Annotated in this window: 23 protein-coding genes; 19 read left to right on the top strand and 4 right to left on the bottom strand. The window is 60.6% G+C overall.

Annotated elements, in window-relative coordinates; all coding sequences use genetic code 11:
- Positions 1-57: 57 nt before the first annotated feature.
- The 8 genes from AC1DWG_RS05290 (at position 58) to araH (ending at position 7,844) form a co-directional block, all read left to right on the top strand.
- Positions 58-666: a DUF4823 domain-containing protein gene (locus AC1DWG_RS05290; protein ID WP_477753739.1), complete on the top strand. Its 609-nt coding sequence runs from the start codon at positions 58-60 to the stop codon at positions 664-666.
- 16 nt (positions 667-682) lie between these two features.
- A complete protein-coding gene (locus tag AC1DWG_RS05285) occupies positions 683-1,243 on the top strand; it encodes a DUF1285 domain-containing protein (protein ID WP_477787431.1) in 561 nt (186 codons plus the stop codon).
- Between the two features lie 140 nt (positions 1,244-1,383).
- On the top strand, positions 1,384-2,100 hold the full coding sequence (locus AC1DWG_RS05280; RefSeq protein WP_477753737.1) for a FadR/GntR family transcriptional regulator: 717 nt from the start codon (positions 1,384-1,386) through the stop codon (positions 2,098-2,100).
- 45 nt (positions 2,101-2,145) lie between these two features.
- Positions 2,146-3,021, top strand: coding sequence for an SMP-30/gluconolactonase/LRE family protein (locus AC1DWG_RS05275; protein WP_477787430.1), 876 nt, complete (start codon positions 2,146-2,148; stop codon positions 3,019-3,021).
- A gap of 273 nt (positions 3,022-3,294) precedes the next feature.
- Positions 3,295-4,113, top strand: a complete 819-nt coding sequence (locus tag AC1DWG_RS05270) for an SDR family oxidoreductase (RefSeq protein ID WP_477753735.1) — start codon at positions 3,295-3,297, stop codon at positions 4,111-4,113.
- 141 nt (positions 4,114-4,254) lie between these two features.
- Positions 4,255-5,259 (top strand): substrate-binding domain-containing protein, encoded by a 1,005-nt coding sequence (locus tag AC1DWG_RS05265; RefSeq protein WP_223459570.1) that lies wholly within the window; start codon positions 4,255-4,257, stop codon positions 5,257-5,259.
- Positions 5,260-5,324: 65 nt separating this feature from the next.
- Complete coding sequence (gene araG, locus AC1DWG_RS05260) at positions 5,325-6,863, top strand: L-arabinose ABC transporter ATP-binding protein AraG (protein ID WP_477765382.1); 1,539 nt, start codon at positions 5,325-5,327, stop codon at positions 6,861-6,863.
- A 12-nt stretch (positions 6,864-6,875) separates the two neighbouring features.
- Positions 6,876-7,844 carry an L-arabinose ABC transporter permease AraH gene (gene araH, locus AC1DWG_RS05255; RefSeq protein WP_477765381.1) on the top strand — a complete coding sequence of 323 codons (969 nt, stop codon included), beginning with the start codon at positions 6,876-6,878 and terminating at the stop codon, positions 7,842-7,844.
- Between the two features lie 235 nt (positions 7,845-8,079).
- On the opposite strand, the gene AC1DWG_RS05250 is transcribed toward araH, so the two are convergent.
- Together AC1DWG_RS05250 and AC1DWG_RS05245 are read right to left on the bottom strand one after the other, a co-directional pair.
- On the bottom strand, positions 8,080-8,409 hold the full coding sequence (locus AC1DWG_RS05250) for a hypothetical protein (protein WP_477765380.1): 330 nt from the start codon (positions 8,407-8,409) through the stop codon (positions 8,080-8,082).
- Between the two features lie 81 nt (positions 8,410-8,490).
- Positions 8,491-9,696 carry an MFS transporter gene (locus AC1DWG_RS05245; RefSeq protein WP_477787429.1) on the bottom strand — a complete coding sequence of 402 codons (1,206 nt, stop codon included), beginning with the start codon at positions 9,694-9,696 and terminating at the stop codon, positions 8,491-8,493.
- Between the two features lie 325 nt (positions 9,697-10,021).
- Between AC1DWG_RS05245 and AC1DWG_RS05240 the strand changes: the two genes are divergently transcribed.
- The 6 genes from AC1DWG_RS05240 (at position 10,022) to AC1DWG_RS05215 (ending at position 15,925) form a co-directional block, all read left to right on the top strand.
- Entirely contained in the window at positions 10,022-10,504 is a 483-nt protein-coding gene (locus AC1DWG_RS05240; protein ID WP_477759903.1) for an N-acetyltransferase family protein, read from the top strand.
- Between the two features lie 212 nt (positions 10,505-10,716).
- Positions 10,717-11,709, top strand: coding sequence for a 2-dehydro-3-deoxygalactonokinase (locus tag AC1DWG_RS05235; protein WP_477765378.1), 993 nt, complete (start codon positions 10,717-10,719; stop codon positions 11,707-11,709).
- 19 nt (positions 11,710-11,728) lie between these two features.
- Positions 11,729-12,349, top strand: a complete 621-nt coding sequence (locus tag AC1DWG_RS05230; protein ID WP_477753727.1) for a 2-dehydro-3-deoxy-6-phosphogalactonate aldolase — start codon at positions 11,729-11,731, stop codon at positions 12,347-12,349.
- 48 nt (positions 12,350-12,397) lie between these two features.
- Positions 12,398-13,546, top strand: coding sequence for a galactonate dehydratase (gene dgoD / locus AC1DWG_RS05225; protein WP_007977010.1), 1,149 nt, complete (start codon positions 12,398-12,400; stop codon positions 13,544-13,546).
- 204 nt (positions 13,547-13,750) lie between these two features.
- The gene (locus tag AC1DWG_RS05220) at positions 13,751-15,061 is read left to right on the top strand and encodes an MFS transporter (protein WP_477787428.1); all 1,311 of its coding nucleotides are present in this window, start codon (positions 13,751-13,753) and stop codon (positions 15,059-15,061) included.
- Positions 15,062-15,121: 60 nt separating this feature from the next.
- Entirely contained in the window at positions 15,122-15,925 is an 804-nt protein-coding gene (locus AC1DWG_RS05215) for an IclR family transcriptional regulator (protein WP_108215376.1), read from the top strand.
- Here the strand turns inward: AC1DWG_RS05215 and AC1DWG_RS05210 are convergent.
- On the bottom strand, positions 15,922-16,974 hold the full coding sequence (locus tag AC1DWG_RS05210) for an NAD(P)-dependent alcohol dehydrogenase (RefSeq protein ID WP_477753726.1): 1,053 nt from the start codon (positions 16,972-16,974) through the stop codon (positions 15,922-15,924). The genes AC1DWG_RS05215 and AC1DWG_RS05210 overlap by 4 nt on opposite strands.
- Positions 16,975-17,153: 179 nt before the next feature.
- Here AC1DWG_RS05210 and AC1DWG_RS05205 point away from each other — a divergent pair, with 179 nt between their 5' ends.
- Positions 17,154-18,044 (top strand): AraC family transcriptional regulator, encoded by an 891-nt coding sequence (locus AC1DWG_RS05205; RefSeq protein WP_477765376.1) that lies wholly within the window; start codon positions 17,154-17,156, stop codon positions 18,042-18,044.
- Between the two features lie 148 nt (positions 18,045-18,192).
- On the opposite strand, the gene AC1DWG_RS05200 is transcribed toward AC1DWG_RS05205, so the two are convergent.
- Positions 18,193-19,857 carry an electron transfer flavoprotein-ubiquinone oxidoreductase gene (locus AC1DWG_RS05200; protein WP_477753724.1) on the bottom strand — a complete coding sequence of 555 codons (1,665 nt, stop codon included), beginning with the start codon at positions 19,855-19,857 and terminating at the stop codon, positions 18,193-18,195.
- A gap of 548 nt (positions 19,858-20,405) precedes the next feature.
- Between AC1DWG_RS05200 and AC1DWG_RS05195 the strand changes: the two genes are divergently transcribed.
- Genes AC1DWG_RS05195 through AC1DWG_RS05180 form a run of 4 tightly spaced genes read left to right on the top strand, consistent with a single transcriptional unit; the run spans position 20,406 to position 23,792 of the window.
- Positions 20,406-21,155, top strand: coding sequence for an electron transfer flavoprotein subunit beta/FixA family protein (locus tag AC1DWG_RS05195; RefSeq protein WP_477787427.1), 750 nt, complete (start codon positions 20,406-20,408; stop codon positions 21,153-21,155).
- Positions 21,156-22,112 (top strand): electron transfer flavoprotein subunit alpha/FixB family protein, encoded by a 957-nt coding sequence (locus tag AC1DWG_RS05190; protein WP_477763576.1) that lies wholly within the window; start codon positions 21,156-21,158, stop codon positions 22,110-22,112.
- A 25-nt stretch (positions 22,113-22,137) separates the two neighbouring features.
- The gene (locus AC1DWG_RS05185) at positions 22,138-22,980 is read left to right on the top strand and encodes an HTD2 family dehydratase (RefSeq protein WP_477787426.1); all 843 of its coding nucleotides are present in this window, start codon (positions 22,138-22,140) and stop codon (positions 22,978-22,980) included.
- A complete protein-coding gene (locus AC1DWG_RS05180; protein WP_477787425.1) occupies positions 22,977-23,792 on the top strand; it encodes an HpcH/HpaI aldolase/citrate lyase family protein in 816 nt (271 codons plus the stop codon). The genes AC1DWG_RS05185 and AC1DWG_RS05180 overlap by 4 nt, the downstream gene beginning before the upstream one ends.
- The last annotated feature ends 88 nt before the right edge of the window (positions 23,793-23,880 follow it).

Below are 23,880 nucleotides of genomic sequence, written 5' to 3'. Positions count from 1 at the left end.
AAGCTGCATCCTACGGCCATTCGCCGGTTTTCCGACACCGGCCTCTGGGAGGATAGGATGCGTAGCCTGGTTTTGCTGCTGGCCGTTTTGGCACTTGGTGGCTGCATGAACGTCAGCGATATGGCCGAAGGGACTCGTTACCATATGAGCGATGCGGGGTTACTCGATCACAGCGACAGTCGTCGCGTAAACAATCTGCGCATTCAGCCGGACTCGTTCGTCTACATCGCCCAGGGCGCTTTCATGCCTGCGGGCAGCTCCGTTTACCCACGGCCCAACGTGATTGCCGAAGTCGCGTTCGATGGCTTCGTCGAATACTTCCCGATGGTCCGCCGTGCCCGTACGCCCCAAGGCCTCGACCATGCCATGGGCGAAGCCCGTGCCGCCGGTGCGCACTATCTGCTCTACACCCGATTTGCCAAGTCTGACGACCGTATCGGCAACTCGGACGAGTGGCTGGATCAGGAAGCCCTGGATCGTCTCGGCATCGACAGCGGTATGATTCAGATCATGTTGATCGAGACCAGCACCCAGTATTTGATTGATACTGCGACCATCAAGAGTCGTGGCGGTTTACTGACGTTCCACGATAAAAAACCCGAAGACCTGATGGGTCCGCCGCTGGAACAATATGCGCGCAGCCTGCTGGGGCTCAGCGACCAGTAATTTCAAGGAGAACACCATGAGTGGCCCGCAAAAAGCCAACGACCTGCTGGGGCAAATCCCCAAGACCAAAGGCTTGCCGCCGGTGCACCTGTGGAATCCCGATTTCTGCGGCGACATCGACATGCGCATCGCCCGCGACGGCACCTGGTATTACCTGGGCACGCCGATCGGGCGCAAGCCGATGGTCAAGCTGTTCTCCACCATCATTCGCCGCGACGGCGATGATTATTTCCTGATCACGCCGGTCGAAAAGGTCGGCATCAAGGTCGACGATGCGCCGTTCGTGGCGATTGCGGTGGACGTGGAAGGCGAGGGCGAGGCGCAGGTGTTGCGCTTTACCACCAACGTCGATGAAACCACCGAGGCCGGTGTCGAGCATCCGATGCGCGTGGTCATCGATCCGGTAACGCAGGAACCGGCCCCTTATGTGCATGTGCGCAGCAATCTTGAAGCCTTGATCCATCGCAACGTGTTCTATCAATTGGTGGAGCTGGCGGTGAGCCGCGAGATCGACGGCCAGCGCTGGCTCGGTGTCTGGAGTGGCGGCGAGTTCTTCCCCATCGGTCTTGAGCCTTGAAAAGATCGCAGCCTGCGGCAGCTCCTACAGGAGTCCACATTCCCCTGTAGGAGCTGCCGCAGGCTGCGATCTTTTTTATTTGACATCCAATCGTATGATGATTAGCGTGAGCTTCCATCACATACGGCTTTGAGGTGTCCATGTCCAGCAGCTTTCATGCTTCGACCGTTGATTGGCTGGGATGCTGGCTCGCCACGGGGCAGGTCAAGCCGGGTGAGTCACTCAAGGTCGAAGCCGACCTCGGCGAGCAACTTGGTGTAAGCCGCACGGTCATCCGTGAAGCCATCAAGACCCTGGTTGCCAAAGGCATGCTCGAAGTCGGCCCGAAGGTCGGCACGCGGGTGTTGCCGGTGCGGCGCTGGAACCTCTTCGATCCACAAGTCGTCGGCTGGTTGTCGCGCAGCGGCTTGCCGGAAAACTTCGTCGACGATCTGCTCGACCTGCGCCGTACCATCGAACCGATGGCCGTGCGCTGGGCCTGCGAGCGTGCAACCGGCGAACAGGTGAACGCGATCCTGCTGGCCTGCAACGCGCTGGAACAGGCTGTGGACAGCGGCATCGATTACAACCGTGCCGACCAGCTCTTCCACGAGTGCATCCTCGCTGCCAGCCACAATCAATTCATCGAGCAAATGGTTCCCGCCCTCGGCGCGTTGCTGGCGGTGGCCTTTGAAGTGTCCGCCGCCGACCCGGATGAACTGCGCCGCACCTTGCCGATTCACCGGGACCTGGCCGAGGCTATCGCGGCCCGTGATACCGCCCGGGGTGTCTGGGCCTGCATGACCCTGATCGATAACGCGGACCTGGCGATCAAACGCTACTACCCGCAAGTCATGGCCGATAAAAAGGCCAGCTGACAACGAAAATCCCCACATAAAAACAAGAACCCTGCAGGAGGTTTCATGACGTTGACGGCGGTTACCGGGCATCGGGCGAAACTGGGTGAAGGCCCGTTCTGGGATGCGCCGACCCAGGCGCTGTATTGGGTGGATATCGCGAGTAAACAGGCGTTGCGGTTGATCGGCTCCAATGTGCAGATCTGGCAGATGCCGGAGCATGTGTCGTCCTTCATTCCCTGCGAAAGCGGCGATGCGCTGGTGACATTGAGCAGTGGGGTTTATCGGCTCGATCTCGACTCTCCTGGCCTGGAACCGCGCCTGACATTGTTCTGCGTGGCCGATCCGCAACCGGGCAACCGCCCCAACGAAGCCCGCTGCGACGCCCAGGGCCAGCTCTGGCTCGGCACCATGCAAAACAACATCGGAGAACACGGTGAAGACCTGCCCATCGTCCGCCGTTCCGGTGGACTGTTGCGCATCGATCGCGCCGGGCGGGTCGCGCCGCTGCTGCGTAACCTGGGCATTCCCAACACGCTGTTGTGGAGCGATGACGCCACCACCGTGTATTTCGGCGACAGCCTCGACGGCACCTTGTATCGACATTTCATCCGTACCGACGGAGCCCTCGATGCGCCGCAGCTCTGGTTTGGTCCGCACGGACGTGGCGGCCCGGACGGTTCGGCGATGGATACCGAAGGTTTTATCTGGAATGCCCGTTGGGACGGCAGCTGCCTGCTCAGGTTGAGCCCTGGCGGCAAAGTCGATCGGATCATTGAATTGCCGATCAGTCGTCCCACCAGTTGCGTGTTTGGTGGTGCAGACCTGAAAACCCTGTACATCACCAGCGCAGCCAGTCCGCTGGGCCATCCGTTGGATGGGGCCGTGTTGTCGATTCCAGTGGATGTGCCTGGAAAGCATTGCACGCGTTTTGCTGGGTAAATCCCATAGTATGGGATGCAAATATATATATTGAGATTTGTCGCGGGCCGGGTTTATAGTCGGCCTCACCAGTTACATGCACTCACACTCAAAAAAACAAAACAGGTGAAGTGATGCAGCGAAGTTCCCCCGTGCTCCCTTGCGGAGCCTGTGCCTCAGAGCGTTTCCGAGCTGAAACGTTTTCGCACTCACCTGTTTCCTACCCAGCGCCTTTTGACCGGACATCGACAGATGCCCGGTTTTCGTCGTGTCTTCGAACAGGAGTCTTGATCCATGGCTGAACCACTGTCATTGCCACCGGTGCCCGAACCGCCCAAGGGCGAACGCCTGAAAAACAAGGTCGTGTTGCTGACCGGTGCCGCCCAGGGTATCGGTGAAGCGATTGTGGCGACCTTCGCGTCCCAGCAGGCCAGGCTGATCATCAGTGACATTCAGGCCGAGAAAGTCGAGAAAGTCGCAGCACATTGGCGAGACAAAGGCGCCGATGTGGTGGCGATCAAGGCCGACGTGTCGCGTCAACAGGATCTGCACGCCATGGCCCGGCTGGCGATTGACCTGCATGGCCGGATCGACGTGCTGGTCAACTGCGCCGGGGTCAACGTATTCCGTGACCCGCTGGAAATGACCGAAGAAGACTGGCATCGCTGCTTTGCCATCGACCTCGATGGCGCCTGGTACGGTTGCAAGGCGGTGCTGCCACAGATGATCGAGCAGGGCATCGGCAGCATCATCAACATTGCCTCCACCCATTCCTCCCACATCATTCCGGGCTGCTTCCCGTACCCGGTGGCCAAGCATGGCCTGCTCGGCCTGACCCGCGCGCTGGGCATCGAATATGCGGCCAAGGGCATCCGCGTCAACGCCATCGCGCCGGGCTATATCGAAACCCAGATCAACATCGATTACTGGAACGGTTTCGCCGACCCCCACGCCGAACGCCAGCGCGCGTTTGACCTGCACCCGCCGCGTCGCATCGGTCAGCCGATCGAAGTGGCAATGACCGCCGTGTTCCTGGCCAGCGATGAAGCGCCGTTCATCAATGCCTCGTGCATCACTATCGATGGCGGGCGCTCGGTGATGTACCACGACTGAGTCATCGGGCTTTCAGGCGCATTACTACGTCTGAAATACAATCATCATACGATATGACTATTGGCAGTACGGTTTTACCGTCCTTTGTTTACAAAGAACGCTTTCAAAGAACGCTCAAGAACAATAACAAGGAGTCAGCTTATGAATCGTCGTCATGCTATCCGTTCCCTTTGCTGTGCCGCGTTGGCGGTCTCGGCGGTCAGCCTGAGCAGCACGCTGCTGGCGGCCGAGCAAGTGAAAATCGGTTTTCTGGTCAAGCAAGCGGAAGAACCCTGGTTCCAGACCGAATGGGCCTTTGCCGAAAAGGCCGGGAAAGAGAAGGGCTTCACCCTGATCAAGATCGCCGTGCCGGACGGTGAGAAAACCCTTTCTGCCATCGACAGCCTCGCGGCCAACGGCGCCAAAGGCTTCGTGATCTGCCCGCCTGACGTGTCCCTGGGACCTGCGATCATGGCCAAGGCCAAACTCAACGGGCTGAAGGTGATTGCCGTCGATGACCGTTTCGTCGATGCCAGCGGCAAGTTCATGGAGGATGTGCCGTACCTCGGCATGGCCGCGTTCGAAGTCGGCCAGAAGCAGGGCAATGCCATGGCCACCGAGGCGAAGAAGCGCGGCTGGGACTGGAAAGACACCTATGCGGTGATCAACACCTACAACGAACTCGACACTGGCAAGAAGCGCACCGACGGCTCGGTTAAGGCACTCGAAGACGCCGGCATGCCGAAAGACCACATCCTGTTCGCGGCCCTCAAGACCCTCGACGTACCAGGCAGCATGGACGCCACCAACTCCGCCCTGGTGAAACTGCCGGGTGCGGCGAAGAACCTGATCATTGGTGGCATGAACGACAACACCGTCCTCGGCGGCGTGCGCGCCACCGAGAGCGCCGGTTTCGCTGCGGCCAACGTGATCGGCATCGGTATCAACGGTACCGACGCCATCGGCGAGCTGAAGAAACCCGACAGCGGCTTCTACGGCTCGATGCTGCCAAGCCCGCACATCGAGGGCTACAACACCGCGAGCATGATGTACGAGTGGGTCACCACCGGCACTGAACCGGCGAAATTCACCGCCATGGACGACGTGACGCTGATCACCCGCGACAACTTCAAGCAGGAACTGGAAAAGATCGGCCTGTGGAACTGACGACCGTTTGATTTCAGCGGCGGCCTCGGCGACGGGGCTGCCTGACCGGTTTGAAGAGGTGGGTTATGCACGCGCAAACAAATACACAACAACACAGCGGCAGCTTGCGCTTCAACGGGATCGGCAAGACCTTTCCCGGTGTGAAGGCGCTGGACAACATCAGCTTCGTCGCCCATCCGGGGCAGGTTCATGCCTTGATGGGCGAGAACGGTGCCGGCAAGTCGACGCTGCTGAAAATCCTCGGCGGGGCCTATACGCCCAGCAGCGGTGCCTTGCAGATCGGCGAGCGGGCGATGGACTTCAAGTCCACCGCCGACAGCATCGGCAGTGGCGTCGCGGTGATCCATCAGGAGCTGCATCTGGTGCCGGAAATGACCGTGGCGGAGAACCTGTTTCTCGGGCATCTGCCGGCCAGTTTCGGCTTGATCAACCGCGGTGCCCTGCGCCAGCAGGCACTGGCCTGTCTCAAAGGCCTGGCCGATGAAATCGACCCGCAAGAGAAAGTCGGGCGCCTGTCCCTCGGCCAGCGGCAATTGGTGGAAATCGCCAAGGCCTTGTCCCGTGGCGCCCATGTGATTGCCTTCGACGAACCCACCAGCAGCCTTTCGGCGCGGGAGATCGAGCGCTTGATGGCGATCATCGGCCGGCTGCGGGACGAGGGCAAAGTGGTGCTCTACGTGTCCCATCGCATGGAAGAGGTGTTTCGCATTTGTGATGCTGTGACGGTGTTCAAGGACGGGCGATACGTGCGCACGTTCGAGGACATGGGCCAGTTGACCCACGATCAACTGGTCACCTGCATGGTCGGTCGTGACATTCAGGACATCTACGATTACCGCCCCCGTCAGCGCGGCGCCGTGGCGCTCAAGGTCGACGGTTTGCTTGGGCCGGGGTTGCGTGAGCCGGTGAGTTTCGAGGTGCACAAGGGCGAAATCCTCGGGCTGTTCGGGCTGGTCGGTGCCGGTCGCACCGAGCTGTTGCGCTTGCTCAGCGGCCTGGCGCGCCACAGCGCCGGACAGCTGAAACTTCGTGGTCATGAACTGAAGCTGCGTTCACCCCGGGACGCGATTGCCGCCGGGATCCTGTTGTGCCCCGAGGACCGCAAGAAGGAAGGCATCCTGCCGCTGGCCAGCGTCGCCGAGAACATCAACATCAGCGCCCGCGGCGCCAACTCCACCTTCGGTTGCCTGTTGCGCGGGCTGTGGGAGAAGGACAACGCCGACCAGCAGATCAAGGCGCTCAAGGTGAAAACGCCCCACGCCGGGCAGCAGATCAGGTTTCTTTCCGGCGGTAATCAGCAGAAGGCCATTCTCGGCCGCTGGCTGTCGATGCCGATGAAAGTGCTGCTGCTCGACGAACCCACCCGCGGCATCGACATCGGTGCCAAGGCCGAGATCTACCAGATCATCCATAACCTGGCGGCCGAGGGGATCGCGGTGATTGTGGTGTCCAGTGACTTGATGGAAGTCATGGGTATTTCCGACCGCATCCTGGTGCTGTGCGAAGGCGCCCTGCGTGGCGAGCTGAGCCGCGACCAGGCCAATGAATCCAACCTGCTGCAACTGGCTTTGCCGCGCCAACGCGACGACGGCGTGGCGAACTGAGAGGTGACTATGATGACAACCCAAGACAACACCTTGCCGACCACGCGCAAACCCCTGGATATGCGGCGTTTTCTCGATGACTGGGTAATGCTGCTGGCCGCCGTCGGAATCTTCGTGCTCTGTACCCTGATGATCGACAACTTCCTTTCGCCGCTGAACATGCGTGGCCTGGGCCTGGCGATTTCCACCACCGGGATCGCGGCGTGCACCATGTTGTATTGCCTGGCGTCCGGGCATTTCGACTTGTCGGTGGGCTCTGTGATTGCCTGCGCCGGAGTAGTCGCGGCGGTGGTGATGCGCGACACCGACAGCGTGTTTCTCGGAGTCTGTGCGGCGCTGGTGATGGGCCTGATCGTCGGGCTGATCAACGGCATCGTGATTGCCAAGCTGCGAGTCAACGCGCTGATCACCACGCTGGCGACCATGCAAATCGTACGCGGCCTGGCCTACATCTTCGCCAACGGTAAAGCGGTGGGGGTGTCCCAGGAATCGTTCTTTGTGTTCGGTAACGGCCAGTTGTTCGGCGTGCCGGTGCCAATCCTGATCACCATCATCTGCTTCCTGTTCTTCGGCTGGCTGCTGAACTACACCACCTACGGGCGCAACACCATGGCCATTGGCGGCAACCAGGAAGCGGCGCTGCTGGCCGGTGTGAATGTCGACCGGACCAAGATCATCATCTTTGCCGTGCATGGCGTGATCGGTGCGTTGGCCGGGGTAATCCTGGCATCGCGCATGACCTCCGGCCAACCGATGATCGGCCAGGGTTTCGAGCTGACGGTGATCTCGGCCTGCGTGTTGGGCGGGGTTTCGTTGAGTGGCGGGATCGGCATGATTCGGCACGTGATTGCCGGGGTGCTGATTCTGGCGATCATCGAGAACGCGATGAACCTGAAGAACATCGATACGTTTTATCAGTATGTGATTCGCGGGTCGATTCTGCTGTTGGCGGTGGTAATCGATCGCCTGAAGCAGCGCTGACTTCTACATTACCTGTGGGAGCGAGCTTGCTCGCTCCCACAGGGTTCTGCGCTCACCATCGTATTGTGTGGTCTGGCACAGATCCTGTAGGAGCGGGCTTGCCCGCGAAGAGGCCCTGAAACTCAACACATAATCCGGCACTGACTTGCCTTGCGCAGCTTCTCAATCAATTCCTGCCTGCACATTTCTGATAGCGCAATATTCTTCACCCGAGCTTCTGTCCTCAAACTGGAAATTATTGGCTGTCGCCGTCCTCATCACCCGAGTCACCGCTAGTGGTCGAGCCAAGTCCGCCGCTTTTGGGTGTTTTGCTGCCTGGCAAACTCATACCGCCCTGACGTCCTGCATCATTGCCTTGAACCCGCGGGTCGGTGCCGGTGGACGGTGGCAGGTTGTGGTCGATCGTAGTGCCGTCGGTGTTCATGCCGGGAGCACTCTGGATCGCCGGTGCCCTGGGCTTTTCCACCGGGTTGGTCGGGCCGGTGCTCGAGCCGATGGTCCCGGCGAACGCGGCAGAAGACAGCAGGGCGGCGAGGGCGAGGGCGGTCAACCTGGACAGGATCATGGTGTTGTCTCCAACGAGTAGAGTCCTTACCTGATTAGTCCGCCCTCGATCCGGATGAGTGCATTGTTAGCGACGAACGGCTCAGGCCTGCTCCAATGCGCTAACCGCTTTGGCGCTACGCCAGATCAATCGGCCCACGGTGATCAGCCAGTTGAGCGAGGCGACCGCCAACACCGTGAGTAACAGCGTGGCCATGCCTTGCTCGACGATGATTTTCCCGGCCAGCATTGGAAAGCCGAACACGCCAATGAAATACGAGAGGCTGAACAGCAGCAAGGATTGCGCAGTGGTGCCGTTCGGCGCTTCATTGGCGGCCAGGCCGTTGATCACCGAGTAGGTCAGGCCGTAACCGATCCCGAGCATCGCCGCCGCGAGCACGTAGCTGAAGCTGCTGTCGACGACAAATCCGAACATCACGATCGATGCCAGCATCAACCCCGAAAGCACGCACGATGCACGGAATGGATCGCGCTTGACCACGAAACCGGCAACCAGCATGCGGCCGCTGATCGCCGCGCTCATGAAGCCGAGGAAGAACAACGAATAGTCGAGCGAGCGCGCCGCGGCATAACTGGTTTGAAAGCTCGACAGACCACCGAACACGCAGCCGCCGAGACCGACCATGATGATCGGGAACACGGCCCTGGACGACAGCACCTGAGCCGCTGCGCGCCAGGAAATCCGCGACACGCTGCCAGATTGCGCGGGCGCCGGTTTCAGTTGTCGATCCAGGCGCCAGAACAGCAATACGCCGATCAGGCTGGCCAGCGCCGCCAGGTAAAACGCCGCCGTCACCGGATAACCGAGTGCACTCGCCGCGCGACCGAGCAACGGGCCGCTACCGATCCCGGTCATCATGCTGCCCGACAGCAGGGCGAAGTATCTGGCGCGCTGCGCGGGTGTCACCAGACTCGCCACGATGATCGGCCCGAGGGTGTAGAACACGCCCCAGCCCAGGCCCAGCAGCAGCCCGAAAAACAACAGCAGATGACCGAAGCCCGGGGTCAGGGCGAAGCCCAGGCTGGCCGCTACCAGCAATACACCGAACAGCGCCACCGATCGGGCGGCACCGAGCAAGTCGGACAAATGACCGGAAACAATCACCGCCGCAAAGGTGCTGAGCATCGCCGCCGAAATCACACTGCCGGCGTCGTGTTCGTTACCGCCGCGAGAGCCGATCAGCAACGACAGCAAAAACGTCGAACCGTAGGACAACGACAACAGGTAACTGGCGAGGCAAAACAGGCCGAACAACTTGCTTGAGACAGGGGGTGTTGCGGTAGACATGACGCGGTTCCTTGACCGGCTAAATGAGCAGCGCATCTATCTAACCACGCACGGCGCGGATGTTAGGTGCGAGGTTATCGATTCCAAGGTTAGTGTTGGCCGGAGTAAAGCTTTCAGACACTTTGCGGCGGATCAGCTTTTGTGGCGAGGGAGCTTGCTCCCGCTGGCCTGCGAAGCAGGCCCTGTCGCGACCTGCTCTGTTTTTCCAGAAAGATCGCATTGCCTGCTTTTGGGGCTGCTGCGCAACCCAGCGGGAGCAAGCTCCCTCGCCACAAGTACCGCGCCGACTTAGTATGGCGTTTTCCACTTTTGACAAGGCACGTCCATGACGATCGAGATCCGCCCGGCGACCCCCAGTGACGCACCGCAAATCCTCGCGTTCATCACTGAACTGGCCGACTACGAACGTGCCCGCCATGAAGTCATCGCCAGCGTTGCCGATATCGAGCGCAGCCTGTTCAGCGAAGGCGCCACCGCCCATGGCCTGATCTGCCTGCGCGACGGTGCACCCATCGGTTTCGCGGTGTTCTTCTTCAGCTATTCCACCTGGCTGGGCAGCAATTGCCTGTACCTCGAAGACCTCTACATCACCCCGCAACAGCGCGGCGGTGGTGCGGGCAAGACCCTGCTGCGACATCTGGCAAAAATCGCCTGCGCCAACGACTGCGGTCGTTTCGAGTGGAGCGTGCTGGAGTGGAATACCCCGGCCATCGAATTCTACAAATCCCTGGGCGCGCAGCCGCAGGAGGAGTGGGTTCGGTATCGGATGGATGGAGCGGTGTTGCGGGATTTCGCATCGGGTAACTGAAACTTCTTAAAAGATCGCAGCCTTCGGCAGCTCCTACGGATCGATGTACACCGCCAAACCGCGGCGGACGATCCCGTGTAGGAGCTGCCGAAGGCTGCGATCTTTTTTATCTTGTCTCATAATATGGGATTGATATTTATATATTGAGATTTTACAACGCCAGGGTTTATAGTCCCGCTCACTCACTGCCAAAAACCAAAACAGGTGAAGCGATGCAGGCGCAATTGATCGCGCTCGACTGGGGGACAACCTCATTACGTGCTTACAAACTGGCTGAAGGTGGCTTGGTCCTCGAACAGCGTTCGCTGTCGTCGGGGATCATGCAGCTGCCGAAAGCGCCGCGAATCATTGGCGGCCGGGAATGCGCCGATGGTTTTGAACTGGCATTCGATGAGGCTTGCGGTGACTGGCTCGATGCCCAGCCGGATTTGCCGGTGATTGCCTGCGGCATGGTCGGCAGCGCCCAGGGCTGGTGCGAAGCGGCCTACCGCGACACGCCGGCGAACGTCGCCACGCTCGGTACTTCCCTGCAAACCGTGCGCAGCTTGCGCGGCATCGATGTGCACATCGTGCCAGGCGTCATCGAGCGTTCGCCTCTGCCGAACGTGATGCGCGGCGAAGAAACCCAGGTGCTCGGCGTGCTGCAAAACCTGACGAGCGAGGCTGGTGCTGATCTGCTGATCGGCCTGCCGGGCAGCCATTCGAAATGGGTGGAAGTGGCCGACGGTTGCATCGTGCATTTCGATACGTTCATGACCGGCGAAGTCTTCGCCGTGCTCAGCGAGCACAGCATTCTCGGACGCACCCAGCAGCGTGGCGGGTCCTTCGATGGCGATGCGTTTGATCGCGGCGTGCAGGTCGCGTTGTCGGCGGACGGTGAAACCGGTCCGCTGTCGACGATGTTCAGCGCCCGCAGTCTCGGGCTGACCGGCGAATTGAGCGCCACCGCCCAGGCGGACTACCTGTCCGGCCTGTTGATCGGCCACGAGTTGGCAGCCCTGGCCAACGTCCAGCGGCGCCGGCGCAACAGCGTGCACCTGCCTTCGATCATCCTCATCGGCAACACCCAACTCTGTGCCCGCTACAGCCGTGCGCTCGACGCCTGCGGTTTTGCCCGGGTGACCCTGGCCGAACAGGCCACCGAATGCGGATTGTGGCAACTGGCGCTGGCTGCCGGCCTGGTCACGCGCACCGCATCCCGTTAAACCTGACTGGAGGTCTGACATGCTCAAACAAGCCTTGGCGCAAAACGGCCTGATTGCGATCCTGCGCGGCCTGCGCCCGCAGGAAGCGGCCGCCATCGGCGAAGTCCTGTACGCCGCCGGATTTCGCGTCATCGAAGTGCCGCTCAATTCCCCTGAGCCGTACGAAAGTATCCGCATCCTGCGCAGTACCTTGCCCGCCGATTGCCTGATCGGTGCCGGCACGGTGTTGACGCCGGAGCAGGTCGAGCAAGTGAAAGCCGCGGGCGGCCAGGTGATCGTCATGCCCCACAGCGATCCGAAGGTCTTGCGCGCGGCGAAAGCGGCGGGGCTTTACCTGTCGCCGGGTGTCGCCACGCCGACCGAAGCCTTCGCGGCACTGGCTGAAGGAGCGGATGTGCTGAAGATGTTCCCGGCCGAGCAGATGGGGCCGGCGGTCGTCAAAGCCTGGCTGGCAGTGCTGCCGGCGGGAACGATTCTGGCGCCGGTCGGCGGCATCACGCCGGACAACATGCAGGTGTTTATCGACGCTGGCGTCAAAGGTTTCGGCCTCGGCTCCGGTCTGTTCAAACCGGGCATGACGGCGGAACAAGTGGCGGCCAATGCCAAGGCGTACGTCGCTGCCTGGAAAGCCCTTCGCTAAGACTTCTTTGAGCGCCGAGCGCGCTGCATCTAATAAGAGAGCCAAAAGATGAAAATCACCAAACTGACCACCTTCATCGTTCCGCCGCGCTGGTGCTTCCTCAAGGTCGAAACCGACGAGGGCGTCACCGGTTGGGGTGAGCCCGTGGTCGAAGGCCGCGCCCACACCGTCGCCGCTGCCGTTGAAGAATTGTCCGACTACCTGATCGGCAAAGACCCGCGCAACATCGAAGACATCTGGACCGTGCTCTATCGCGGCGGTTTCTACCGCGGCGGCGCAATCCACATGAGTGCCCTGGCCGGTATCGACCAGGCCTTGTGGGACATCAAGGGCAAGGCGCTGGGCGTGTCGGTCAGCGACCTGCTGGGTGGTCAGGTGCGGGACAAGATTCGTGTGTATTCGTGGATCGGCGGCGACCGTCCGGCGGATACCGCGCGTGCGGCGAAAGAAGCGGTCGAGCGTGGTTTTACCGCGGTGAAAATGAACGGCACCGAAGAACTGCAATTCCTCGATACGTTCGACAAGGTCGACCAGGCCCTGGCCAACGTCGCTGCCGTGCGCGATGCCGTCGGCCCGAACGTCGGCATCGGCGTGGACTTCCATGGCCGGGTGCACAAGCCCATGGCCAAGGTGCTGATGAAGGAGCTTGACCCGTACAAGCTGATGTTCATCGAAGAGCCGGTGCTCAGCGAAAACTACGAAGCGCTGAAAGAGCTGGCGCCGCTGACCAGCACGCCGATCGCTTTGGGTGAACGGCTGTTCTCGCGCTGGGATTTCAAGCGTGTGCTCAGCGAAGGCTACGTCGACATCATCCAGCCGGATGCGTCCCACGCCGGTGGCATCACCGAAACCCGCAAGATCGCCAACATGGCCGAAGCCTACGACGTGGCGCTGGCGCTGCATTGCCCGCTGGGCCCGATTGCGCTGGCGGCGTGCCTGCAACTGGACGCGGCCTGCTACAACGCGTTCATCCAGGAACAGAGCCTGGGCATCCATTACAACGAGAGCAACGACCTGCTCGACTACGTCAAAGACCCAAGGGTGTTCGACTACGACCAGGGCTTCGTGAAGATCCCGAACGGCCCGGGCCTGGGTATCGAGATCAACGAGGAATACGTGATCGAACGCGCGGCCATCGGCCACCGCTGGCGCAACCCGATCTGGCGCCATGCCGATGGCAGTTTTGCCGAGTGGTGAGTGTTCTCTGATCCACCACATATCCCCTGTAGGAGCTGGCTTGTCGGGTCGCCGCATCGCAGCGAAGGCGGCGTGTCAGGCTACATCGTTGTTGGATGTGCCGGCCTCTTCGCTGCGATGCGGCGACCCGACAAGCCAGCTCCTACAGGGGTTCAGCGCCAGTCTTTAGAACGACCTCAATAACCATAAGAAGAGGCACCCCCCATGCAACCGCAAACCCTCACCGGGCAGGCGTCGTTGGTGACGCCCAGCCGCAAGCGTTTTTTCATCATGGTGCTGTTGTTCATCACCGTGGTGATCAACTACCTGGACCGTAGCAACCTGTCGATTGCCGCCCCGGCATTGACCAGTGACCTGGGCATCGACCCGATCCACGTCGGCCTGATCTTCTCCGCGTTCGGCTGGACCTACGCCGCCATGCAGATTCCCGGTGGCTGGCTGGTGGATCGCGTGCCGCCACGGATTCTGTACAGCGTCGCCTTGCTGCTGTGGTCGGTGGCCACGGTGATGCTCGGCTTCGCCGCCAGCTTCATCGCGCTGTTCGTGTTGCGCATGGCGGTCGGTGCGCTGGAAGCACCGGCGTACCCGATCAACAGCCGCGTGGTCACCACCTGGTTCCCCGAGCGCGAGCGCGCGACGGCCATCGGTTTCTACACTTCCGGGCAATTCGTCGGCCTGGCCTTCCTGACACCGGTGCTGGCCTGGCTGCAGCACGAATTCGGTTGGCACATGGTGTTCGTCGCCACCGGCGCGTTGGGCATTGTGTGGGCGGTGATCTGGTACGCGGTGTATCGCGAGCCGCGGGATTTCAAGGGCACCAATGACGCAGAGATTGATCTGATCCGCGAGGGCGGCGGGTTGGTGGATATCCAGGCCGAACAGGCCAAGGTCAAAGCCAAATTCAGCTGGACCGACCTGGGCATTGTCCTGACCAAGCGCAAACTCTGGGGCATCTACCTCGGGCAGTTCTGCCTCAATTCGACGCTGTGGTTTTTCCTGACCTGGTTCCCGACCTACCTGGTGAAGTATCGCGGCATGGACTTCATCAAGTCCGGCCTGTTGGCGTCGCTGCCGTTTCTCGCCGCGTTCATCGGTGTGCTGTGTTCCGGTTTCTTCTCGGACTTTTTGATCCGTCGCGGCTACACGGTAGGTTTCGCTCGCAAGTTGCCCATCATCAGCGGCTTGCTGATCTCCACCTCGATCATCGGCGCCAACTTCGTCGAGTCGACGCCGCTGGTGATTGCCTTCCTCGCGCTGGCATTTTTCGGCAATGGCCTGGCTTCGATCACCTGGTCGCTGGTATCGACCTTGGCTCCGGCGCGCTTGCTCGGGCTGACCGGTGGGGTGTTCAACTTCATCGGCAACCTGTCGGCGATTGCCACGCCTATCGTGATCGGTTTCCTCGCAACGGGAGATTCTTTTGCCCCGGCGATCACCTACATCTCGGTGCTGGCGTTGATCGGTGCTCTGTCCTACATCCTGCTGGTGGGCAAGGTCGAGCGTATCAAGTTGTAGTCGTGGCACGCGGGCGACCATAATGCCGCCCGTTCACTCGCTCAACGGTAAAGGCTGGATATGCAGGAAGACGCCCCAAAAATCGCCAAGGACGCCGCACCGACCGGCACCCAGACCCTGCTTCGCGGGTTGGGTGTGGTTCAGGCCGTGGCCAGTGGCGCCCGCGATCTCAAGGAAATCGCCCGGCTGATCGGCACCACGCGCAGCACCACCCATCGCCTGGCCAGTTGCCTGGTGGACGAGCGTTATCTGCGGGTGGTGCCGCAAGTCGGTTATCTGCTGGGGCCGAAACTGATCGAGTTGGGCTTTCAGGCGCGTGAAGAGTTGCCCTTGGTGACCCTGGCCGGGCCGTATCTGGACGAGTTGTCGGCGTTGACCGGCGACACCATTCACCTGGCGATTCGTGAAGGCGACGAAGTGCTGTACCTGCACAAGAATCCGGGGCGCAATGGCCCGGAAATGCGTTCGCGGGTCGGCCATCGCATGCCGTTGGCACGCACCGGGATCGGCAAGGCGCTGATGCTCGATGATTCGCCGCAAGAGTGGCAGCGCCTGTACGAAGTCAGCCTGCCGGTGGGTGGGAAAAACCAGTTCTGGCCGCAGCACCCGGAGCAATCCTGGGAGCAGTTCGAGCAGCGCATGGTCGAGTACGTAGCTGGCGGCTACGCCTTCGACCTGGAAGACAACGAACCGTCGATCCGCTGCGTAGCCGCGCCGATTCGTGATGCCAGCAAACGCATCGTCGCCGGCATCAGCATCGCCAGTACTGTGCCGTACATGCCGCTGGAAAAAATGGCCGAGCTGATTCCCCTGATCAAAGGGGTCACGGCCCGGCTGTCGGCGGAGCTGGGTCTTAAGGTTTAAACCTTGAGGGTCGCCATGTCGATGACGAAGCGGTACTTGACGTCACCGGCGATCATGCGGGCGTAAGCCTCGTTGATCTGGCGGATGTCGAGCATTTCGATGTCGCAGGTGATGTTGTGCTCGGCGCAGAAATCCAGCACTTCCTGGGTTTCGGCGATGCCGCCGATCAGCGAACCCGCCAGCACGCGACGTCCCAATACCAGTTTGGCCGCATGCACCGGCGGCTCCACCGGTTCGATCAGACCCACCAGAATATGCACGCCGTCGAAACGTAGCGTATCGAGGTAGGGGTTGAGGTCGTGCTGCACCGGAATGGTGTCTAGCAGGAAGTCGAAGTGACCGGCGGCGGCCTGCATCTGCGCGTCATCGGTGGACACGATCACATGGTCCGCACCCTGACGGCGAGCCTCTTCGGCCTTGCTTGCCGAACGGGTGAACAGCGTCACTTCGGCGCCCATGGCCTTGGCGAACTTGATGCCCATGTGGCCCAGGCCACCCATGCCGAGAATCCCGACCTTGTCGCCGGCCTTCACGCCGTAGTGCTTGAGCGGCGAGTAGGTGGTGATGCCGGCACACAGGATTGGCGCGGCGCTGGCCAGGGCCAGTTTTTCCGGGATCCGCACCACAAAGTGCTCGCTGACCACGATGCTGTCGGAGTAACCGCCCATGGTGTTGCTGCCATCGACCCGGTCCGGGGTGGCGTAGGTCATGGTCGGGCCTTCGAGGCAGTATTGCTCCAGGTTGGCCTGGCACGCCTCGCAATGGCGGCACGAATCGACCATGCAGCCGACACCGACCAGATCGCCGACCTTGTGTCGGGTCACGTTCGCGCCAACGGCGGTCACTTTGCCGACGATTTCGTGGCCGGGCATCAGCGGGTAAACGGCAATGCCCCACTCGTTGCGGGCCTGATGGATGTCGGAATGGCAGACGCCGCAGTAGAGAATCTCGATGGCAACGTCGTCGGCCCGTGGGCTGCGGCGTTCGAATTTCACAGGGGCGAGGGGAGTGGTGGCCGACTGGGCGGCGTATCCGATGGCGGTGTACATGGTGAACCTCGCAAAAGCGCTGACGGGTGAGGTGGCGCATTCTGGGCGTCGTTCCCTGTACCGGCCATGGCGATTCCTCCGGGTGTCATGCCTATTCCTCCGGCATCGGTCCTTGAGCGATCCCATTGGCGATCAGACCTGCGATGATGCTTTCATCCCTTTTTTTGCGAAGTTTTTTCATGCTGTTGACCCGTCATCTTGATGCCAATGCCAGCCTGGTTTCGCTGATCGAGCCGCTGTCCACTCGCGACGGTTTCGTCCCGACCGCGTTGCCGGGCGTGCAGGTTCTGCGGGCCAGTTGCGATGTGGCCCGTGGGCCGCAGATCTACGAGCCGAGCCTGGTGATCATCGCCCAGGGCAGCAAACTGGCGTACCTGGGGCCGCGCACCCTTGAATACGGGGCAGGGCACTATCTGATTCAGGCGCTGCCGGTGCCGTTCGAGTGTGAAACCTTTGCCGCGCCGGACGGGCCGATGCTCGGGGTGTCGGTCGCGATCGACCGGGTGATGCTGGGCGAGCTGGTATTGGCGATGGGCCTGGCACCGGGGCGGCATATTCCGGCGCAAACGCCTGAGTCCATGACCTCGGCAGTGCTCGATGATGCCATGCGCGGTTGTGTCGAGCGGCTGCTGCGTTGCCTGCACGATCCGCTGGAATGCCAGATCATGGGGCAAGCGCGTTTGCGCGAGTTACTGTTCGTCGCATTGCGCGGTCCGCAAGCCGATGTATTGCGGGCGCTGGTTGAGCAGCAGGGGCAGTTCGCCCGGATCGCGGCATCCCTCAGTCATCTGCATGCGCATTACACCGAACCGTTGAACGTCGAGACCCTGGCCAGTTGCGCGAACATGAGTGCGTCGACCTTTCACGAGCATTTCAAACGCAGCACCTTGTTGTCGCCGGTGCAGTATCTGAAGCGATTGCGTCTGCTCAGGGCGCAGCAGTTGTTGCTGGGGGAGGGACTGGGCGTGGCGCAGGTGGCGCATCGGGTGGGGTATCAGAGCACGTCGCAGTTCAGTCGCGAGTACAAGCGGTACTTCGAGCGTAATCCCGGGGACGAGCGCGCGGCTTGATATCTGGCACCGCTGCGCGGTGTTCGCTAGGGTTCAGCAGTTTACCTGTAGGAGCTGGCTTGCCAGCGAAGACGCCAGTCCGGTCAACTCAATCTTTCGGGCAACAAAAAGGCCCCCGTTTCGGGAGCCTTGATGTTCGCGGTTCGGCTTACATGTTCGGGTAAGTCGGGCCGCCAGCGCCTTCCGGTGCCACCCAGGTGATGTTCTGTGCAGGATCCTTGATGTCGCAAGTCTTGCAGTGAACACAGTTCTGGGCGTTGATCTGGAAGCGCTTCTCGCCGTCTTCCTTGGTGATCACTTCATACACGCCGGCCGGGCAGTAACGCTGTGCCGGCTCATCGTACAGCGGCAGGTTCTTGCCGATCGGGATGCTCGCGTCGGCCAGCTTCAGGTGGCACGGCTGCTCTTCTTCGTGGTTGGTACCGGAGATGAACACCGAGCTGAGTTTGTCGAAGCTGATCTTGCCGTCCGGTTTCGGGTAGTCGATCTTCTTGCAGTCGGCCGCCAGTTTCAGGCAAGCGTAATCCGGTTTGGTGTCGTGCAGGGTGAACGGCAGTTTGCCGCCGAAGATGTTCTGGTCCAGCCAGTTGAAACCGCCACCGACGATGGCGCCGAACTTGTGGATCGCCGGGCCGAAGTTGCGGCTGGCGAACAGTTCTTCGTAGAGCCAGCTGTTCTTGAAGCTGTCGACGTAGGTGGTCAGTTCTTCGCTGCCGTCCTTCTCGGCGAACAGCGCGTCAGCCACGGATTCAGCGGCGAGCATGCCGGATTTCATCGCGGTGTGGCTGCCTTTGATCTTGGCGAAGTTCAGGGTGCCGAGGTCGCAACCGATCAGCGCGCCGCCCTTGAACACCATTTTCGGCAGCGAGTTCAGGCCGCCTTTGCAGATGGCACGCGCGCCGTAGCTGATGCGCTTGCCGCCTTCCAGGTACTGCTTGAGCACCGGGTGATGCTTGAGGCGCTGGAACTCGTCGAACGGCGACAGGTAGGTGTTGCTGTAGGACAGGTCGACGATCAGACCGACGACCACCTGGTTGTTTTCCAGGTGATAGAGGAACGAGCCACCGGTGTTCTCGGTGCCCATGATGTCCATCGGCCAACCGGCGGTGTGGACTACCAGGCCAGGCTGGTGCTTGGCCGGGTCGACTTCCCAGATTTCTTTCAGGCCGATGCCGTAGTGCTGGGCATCAGCGTCAGTGTCCAGGTTGAAACGCTTGATCAGCTGCTTGCCGATGTGGCCGCGGCAACCTTCGGCGAACAGCGTGTACTTGCCACGCAGTTCCATGCCAGGGGTGTACAGGCCTTCCTTCGGATTACCTTCGCGGTCGACGCCCAGGTCACCGGTGATAATCCCGCGAACCACGCCGTTCTCGTCGATCAGCGCTTCCTGAGCGGCGAAACCCGGGTAGATTTCCACGCCCAGGTTCTCGGCCTGCTGGGCCAGCCAGCGGCACAGGTTGCCCAGGGAGATGATGTAGTTGCCTTCGTTGTGCATGGTCTTGGGCACAAAGAAGTCAGGAACTTTCTGCGCGCTTTCAGCGTTCTTCAGAACGAAGATTTCGTCGCGGGTGACGGGGGTGTTCAGCGGCGCGCCGAGTTCTTTCCAGTCCGGGAACAGTTCGTTCAGGGCCCGTGGTTCGAACACGGCACCGGACAAAATGTGAGCACCGACTTCGGAGCCTTTTTCGACCACGCAGACGCTGATTTCCTTACCGGCTTCGGCGGCCTTCTGCTTCAAGCGGCAGGCGGCGGAAAGACCAGCGGGGCCGGCACCGACGATGACAACGTCGAATTCCATGTATTCGCGTTCCACAGGTTATCTCCTACTCAAGGCTCAACAGTTTTTTTTCTAATTTGGAGGTTCGGTGTCGCATCCATGAATCCCGGCGCAACGCCGAGAGCGGACAATCGATTGACCACCTTTCTCTTTGGGTGGCGCATTATATCTACACCACTCTCAGCGTCCAATACAAACGTTTGTTTGAATTGGCTCGAGGCCAGAGAAATCAAAGTCACGCGCCTTATGAACGGCCATTTTGGCGTATTGACCGGAATAGGCGTTCCGGTCAAGATACGGGCGGTTTTGCGCTCGCCGTAGGCTGACTGTTGGTTTCAAGAGCACCTCTAAAGACAGGGCGATGGGAGTAGAGAGTGATGAGCCGCGCGGGTTTGATGCGCAGTTTACACGCCGCGATGTTGAATGACTCGTCAGTCACCACTGACGAACGGTCATCCACATCATGAGCGATGGTCACTTGACACCTTTGCCGGCGTTTTTGGAGGTGCCCTTGCGCCCGATGAGCATCAACCGCCAGGTTCGCCTAGGCGACTTTCTTTTCACCGGAGAGTAACGAGGAATCCATGAAGGTTCTTGTAGCTGTCAAACGCGTTGTGGATTACAACGTCAAGGTTCGCGTCAAGGCGGACAATTCCGGCGTCGATCTTGCCAACGTCAAGATGTCGATGAACCCGTTCTGCGAAATCGCCGTGGAAGAAGCCGTACGCCTGAAAGAGAAGGGTGTTGCGACTGAAATCGTCGTCGTCTCCGTAGGCCCGTCAACCGCTCAAGAGCAACTGCGCACCGCGCTGGCTCTGGGTGCCGACCGCGCCATCCTCGTCGAGTCCGCCGAAGACCTGACTTCCCTGGCTGTTGCCAAACTGTTGAAAGCTGTTGTCGACAAGGAACAGCCTCAGCTGGTGATCCTTGGCAAACAGGCCATCGACAGCGACAACAACCAGACTGGCCAGATGCTCGCTGCATTGAGCGGCTACGGTCAGGGCACGTTCGCGTCCAAAGTTGAAATCAGCGGCGACACCGTTGCCGTGACTCGCGAAGTCGACGGCGGCGCGCAGACGGTTTCCCTGAAACTGCCGGCCATCGTCACCACCGACCTGCGTTTGAACGAGCCGCGCTACGCGTCTCTGCCCAACATCATGAAAGCCAAGAAGAAGCCTCTCGAAGTAGTGACCGCGGACGCTTTGGGCGTTTCCACCGCCGCCACCCTCAAGACCGTGAAAGTCGAAGCGCCTGCTGCACGCAGCGCGGGTATCAAGGTCAAGTCGGTGGCTGAACTGGTCGAGAAACTGAAGAACGAAGCGAAGGTGATCTGAATGACGATCCTGGTGATTGCTGACTATTCCAATGACAAGCAGGGCAACAAAGTCCTGGCCCCGGCCACGCTGAACACCGTGGCGGCTGCGGCTAAAATCGGTGGTGACATCCACGTTCTGGTGGCCGGCGCATTTGTCGGTGCAGTGGCTGAGGCGGCTGCGAAAATCGCTGGCGTGGCCAAAGTGCTGGTCGCCGACAACGCCGTTTACGCCAATCTGCTGCCGGAAAACGTAGCTCCGTTAGTCGCGAATCTGGTCATCGAACAACGCACGATTTACAGCCATGTCCTGACCTCCGCCACCTCCAACGGCAAAAACATCCTGCCGCGCGTTGCCGCTGCGCTGGACGTTGACCAGATCTCCGAGATCATCTCGGTGGAAAGCGCTGACACCTTCAAGCGCCCGATCTACGCCGGTAACGCCATCGCCACCGTGCAGTCGAACGCTGCCGTGAAAGTGATCACCGTACGTGCTACCGGTTTCGACCCGGTGGCCGCTGAAGGTGGTTCGGCATCGGTTGAAGCCGTTGCCGCTGCCCACGACGCAGGCACTTCGAGCTTCGTTGGTGAAGAACTGGCCAAGTCCGATCGTCCGGAACTGACCGCTGCCAGGATCGTCGTTTCCGGCGGGCGCGGCATGCAGAACGGCGACAACTTCAAACACCTGTACGCCCTGGCCGACAAGCTGGGCGCTGCCGTCGGTGCTTCCCGCGCCGCGGTCGACGCAGGTTTCGTACCCAATGACATGCAGGTCGGTCAGACCGGCAAGATCGTTGCTCCACAGCTGTACATCGCCGTCGGTATCTCCGGCGCGATCCAGCACCTGGCCGGCATGAAAGACTCCAAGGTGATCGTTGCGATCAACAAGGACGAAGAAGCGCCGATCTTCCAGGTGGCCGATTACGGCCTGGTGGCGGATTTGTTCGAAGCGATTCCAGAAATGGCCGCCCTGGCCTGATCACCGACCGACAGGAGCGATAAATATGAGCAGTACCGATTTTTCAGCCTGGATTGGACGTCGTCAGGAAAGCCAGGACCGGATCAGTTTCACTTTGGTGAAACGAATTGCCGCGACGTTGAGCGAAGTGGCACCGCAGCCTGGCGAACCACTCCCCCCCTTGTGGCACTGGGCGTTTTTTCAGGAATCGGTTACCGCCGACGAACTGGGCCCGGACGGTCATCCGGCGCTCGGAGGATTCCTGCCGCCGGCCCACAACCGCAATCGCATGTGGGCGGGTAGTCGACTTGAGTTTTACCAGCCGTTGAAGGTGGAGGCTGACGTGACCTGTGTATCAACCATTCTCAACGTCGAAGAGAAGCACGGTCGCACGGGTTCCTTATTGTTTGTCACGGTACGCCATGAGTATTTCCAGGATGGCAAACGCGCTCTTCAAGATGAGCAAGACATCGTCTATCGGGAACCCACTCCTCCCAAACTGAGCGGCACCGAAGCACTCCCTGAAGGCCAATGGCAGGCACGCGTCGAGCCCTCGGCGCCCCTGCTGTTCCGCTACTCCGCCGTCACCTTCAATGGCCATCGAATTCACTATGACTGGCCATACGTCACAGAGACCGAAGGTTACCCGGGATTGGTGGTGCATGGTCCTTTGATCGCCACCCTGAATCTGCGTGCCTTTACCAAAGCGCACCCGAACGTGCGCTTGAAGCGCTTCACCTTCCGTGGCGTCCGACCTTTGATTTCGCCTCACCCTTTCGAGGTCGGCGGACGTCTGATCGACAGCGGCAAGGCACAGCTCTGGGCAGGTAATCAGGACGGTACAGCGCAGATCGGCGAAGTCGAGTTCAGCGCGGGAGAAACACCATGAATACGTCCATTGTTCGCTCCGCCCTGTTTGTGCCGGCCACTCGTCCAGAGCGCATACCCAAAGCCATCGCTACCGGTGCGGACCGGGTCATTGTTGATCTGGAAGATGCCGTGCAGGAAAACCTCAAGGAACAGGCCAGGGATAACCTGGAGCGCTTCTTGAGTGACAATCCGGACGCCCCGATTCTGGTGCGAGTGAATGCCCCGGATCACTGGGCCCACGTGGCAGATCTGGAGCTTTGTCGACGACACGCCGCCGTGATCGGAGTTTTGCTGCCCAAAGCAGAAAGCGCGGAGCACGTCCTCACGGCTGCCAATACCCAAAAGCCGATCTGGCCCATCATCGAAAGCGCCAAGGGCCTGGCCGAACTCCAAGCGATTGCCCAGGCCCAGGGCGTTGAACGCTTGTCGTTCGGCAGCCTTGATCTGGGCCTGGACCTGAACTTGACCACCGGCAGCCATGCCGCCGAAGAGATCCTGAGCCACGCTCGATACGCAGTACTGCTCGCGACTCGGGTGGTCGGCCTCGCTCCGGCGCTGGATGGCGTGTTTCCTTCCATACAGGACACCGTCGGCCTGCACAGCACCGTTCAGTTTGCCCGCGAAATGGGGTTTGGTGGCGCGCTATGTATCCATCCGAGCCAAGTGGCGATTATCCATCAAGCGCTAAAACCCGGTCTGGAGGAACTGCACTGGGCGCAACGCATCATGGACGCCGCCAGTTCGGGTGAAGGTGTATTCGTGCTCGATGGGCAAATGGTCGATGCGCCTGTCATAGGCCGTGCACAGGCCATCCTGGCGCGCGCGACCTGACTCGACGGCAGCACTCTTGCGTCGTGCGCGAATTCTGTAACGCACGGACCGTCTGCCTGGACCGTCACTGACAACCGGCAAATCACCA

Source organism: Pseudomonas sp. P4_B3 (assembly GCF_056402295.1).
Note: the sequence above shows the minus strand (reverse complement) of the source record. Positions and strands in the feature narration are given on the sequence as shown.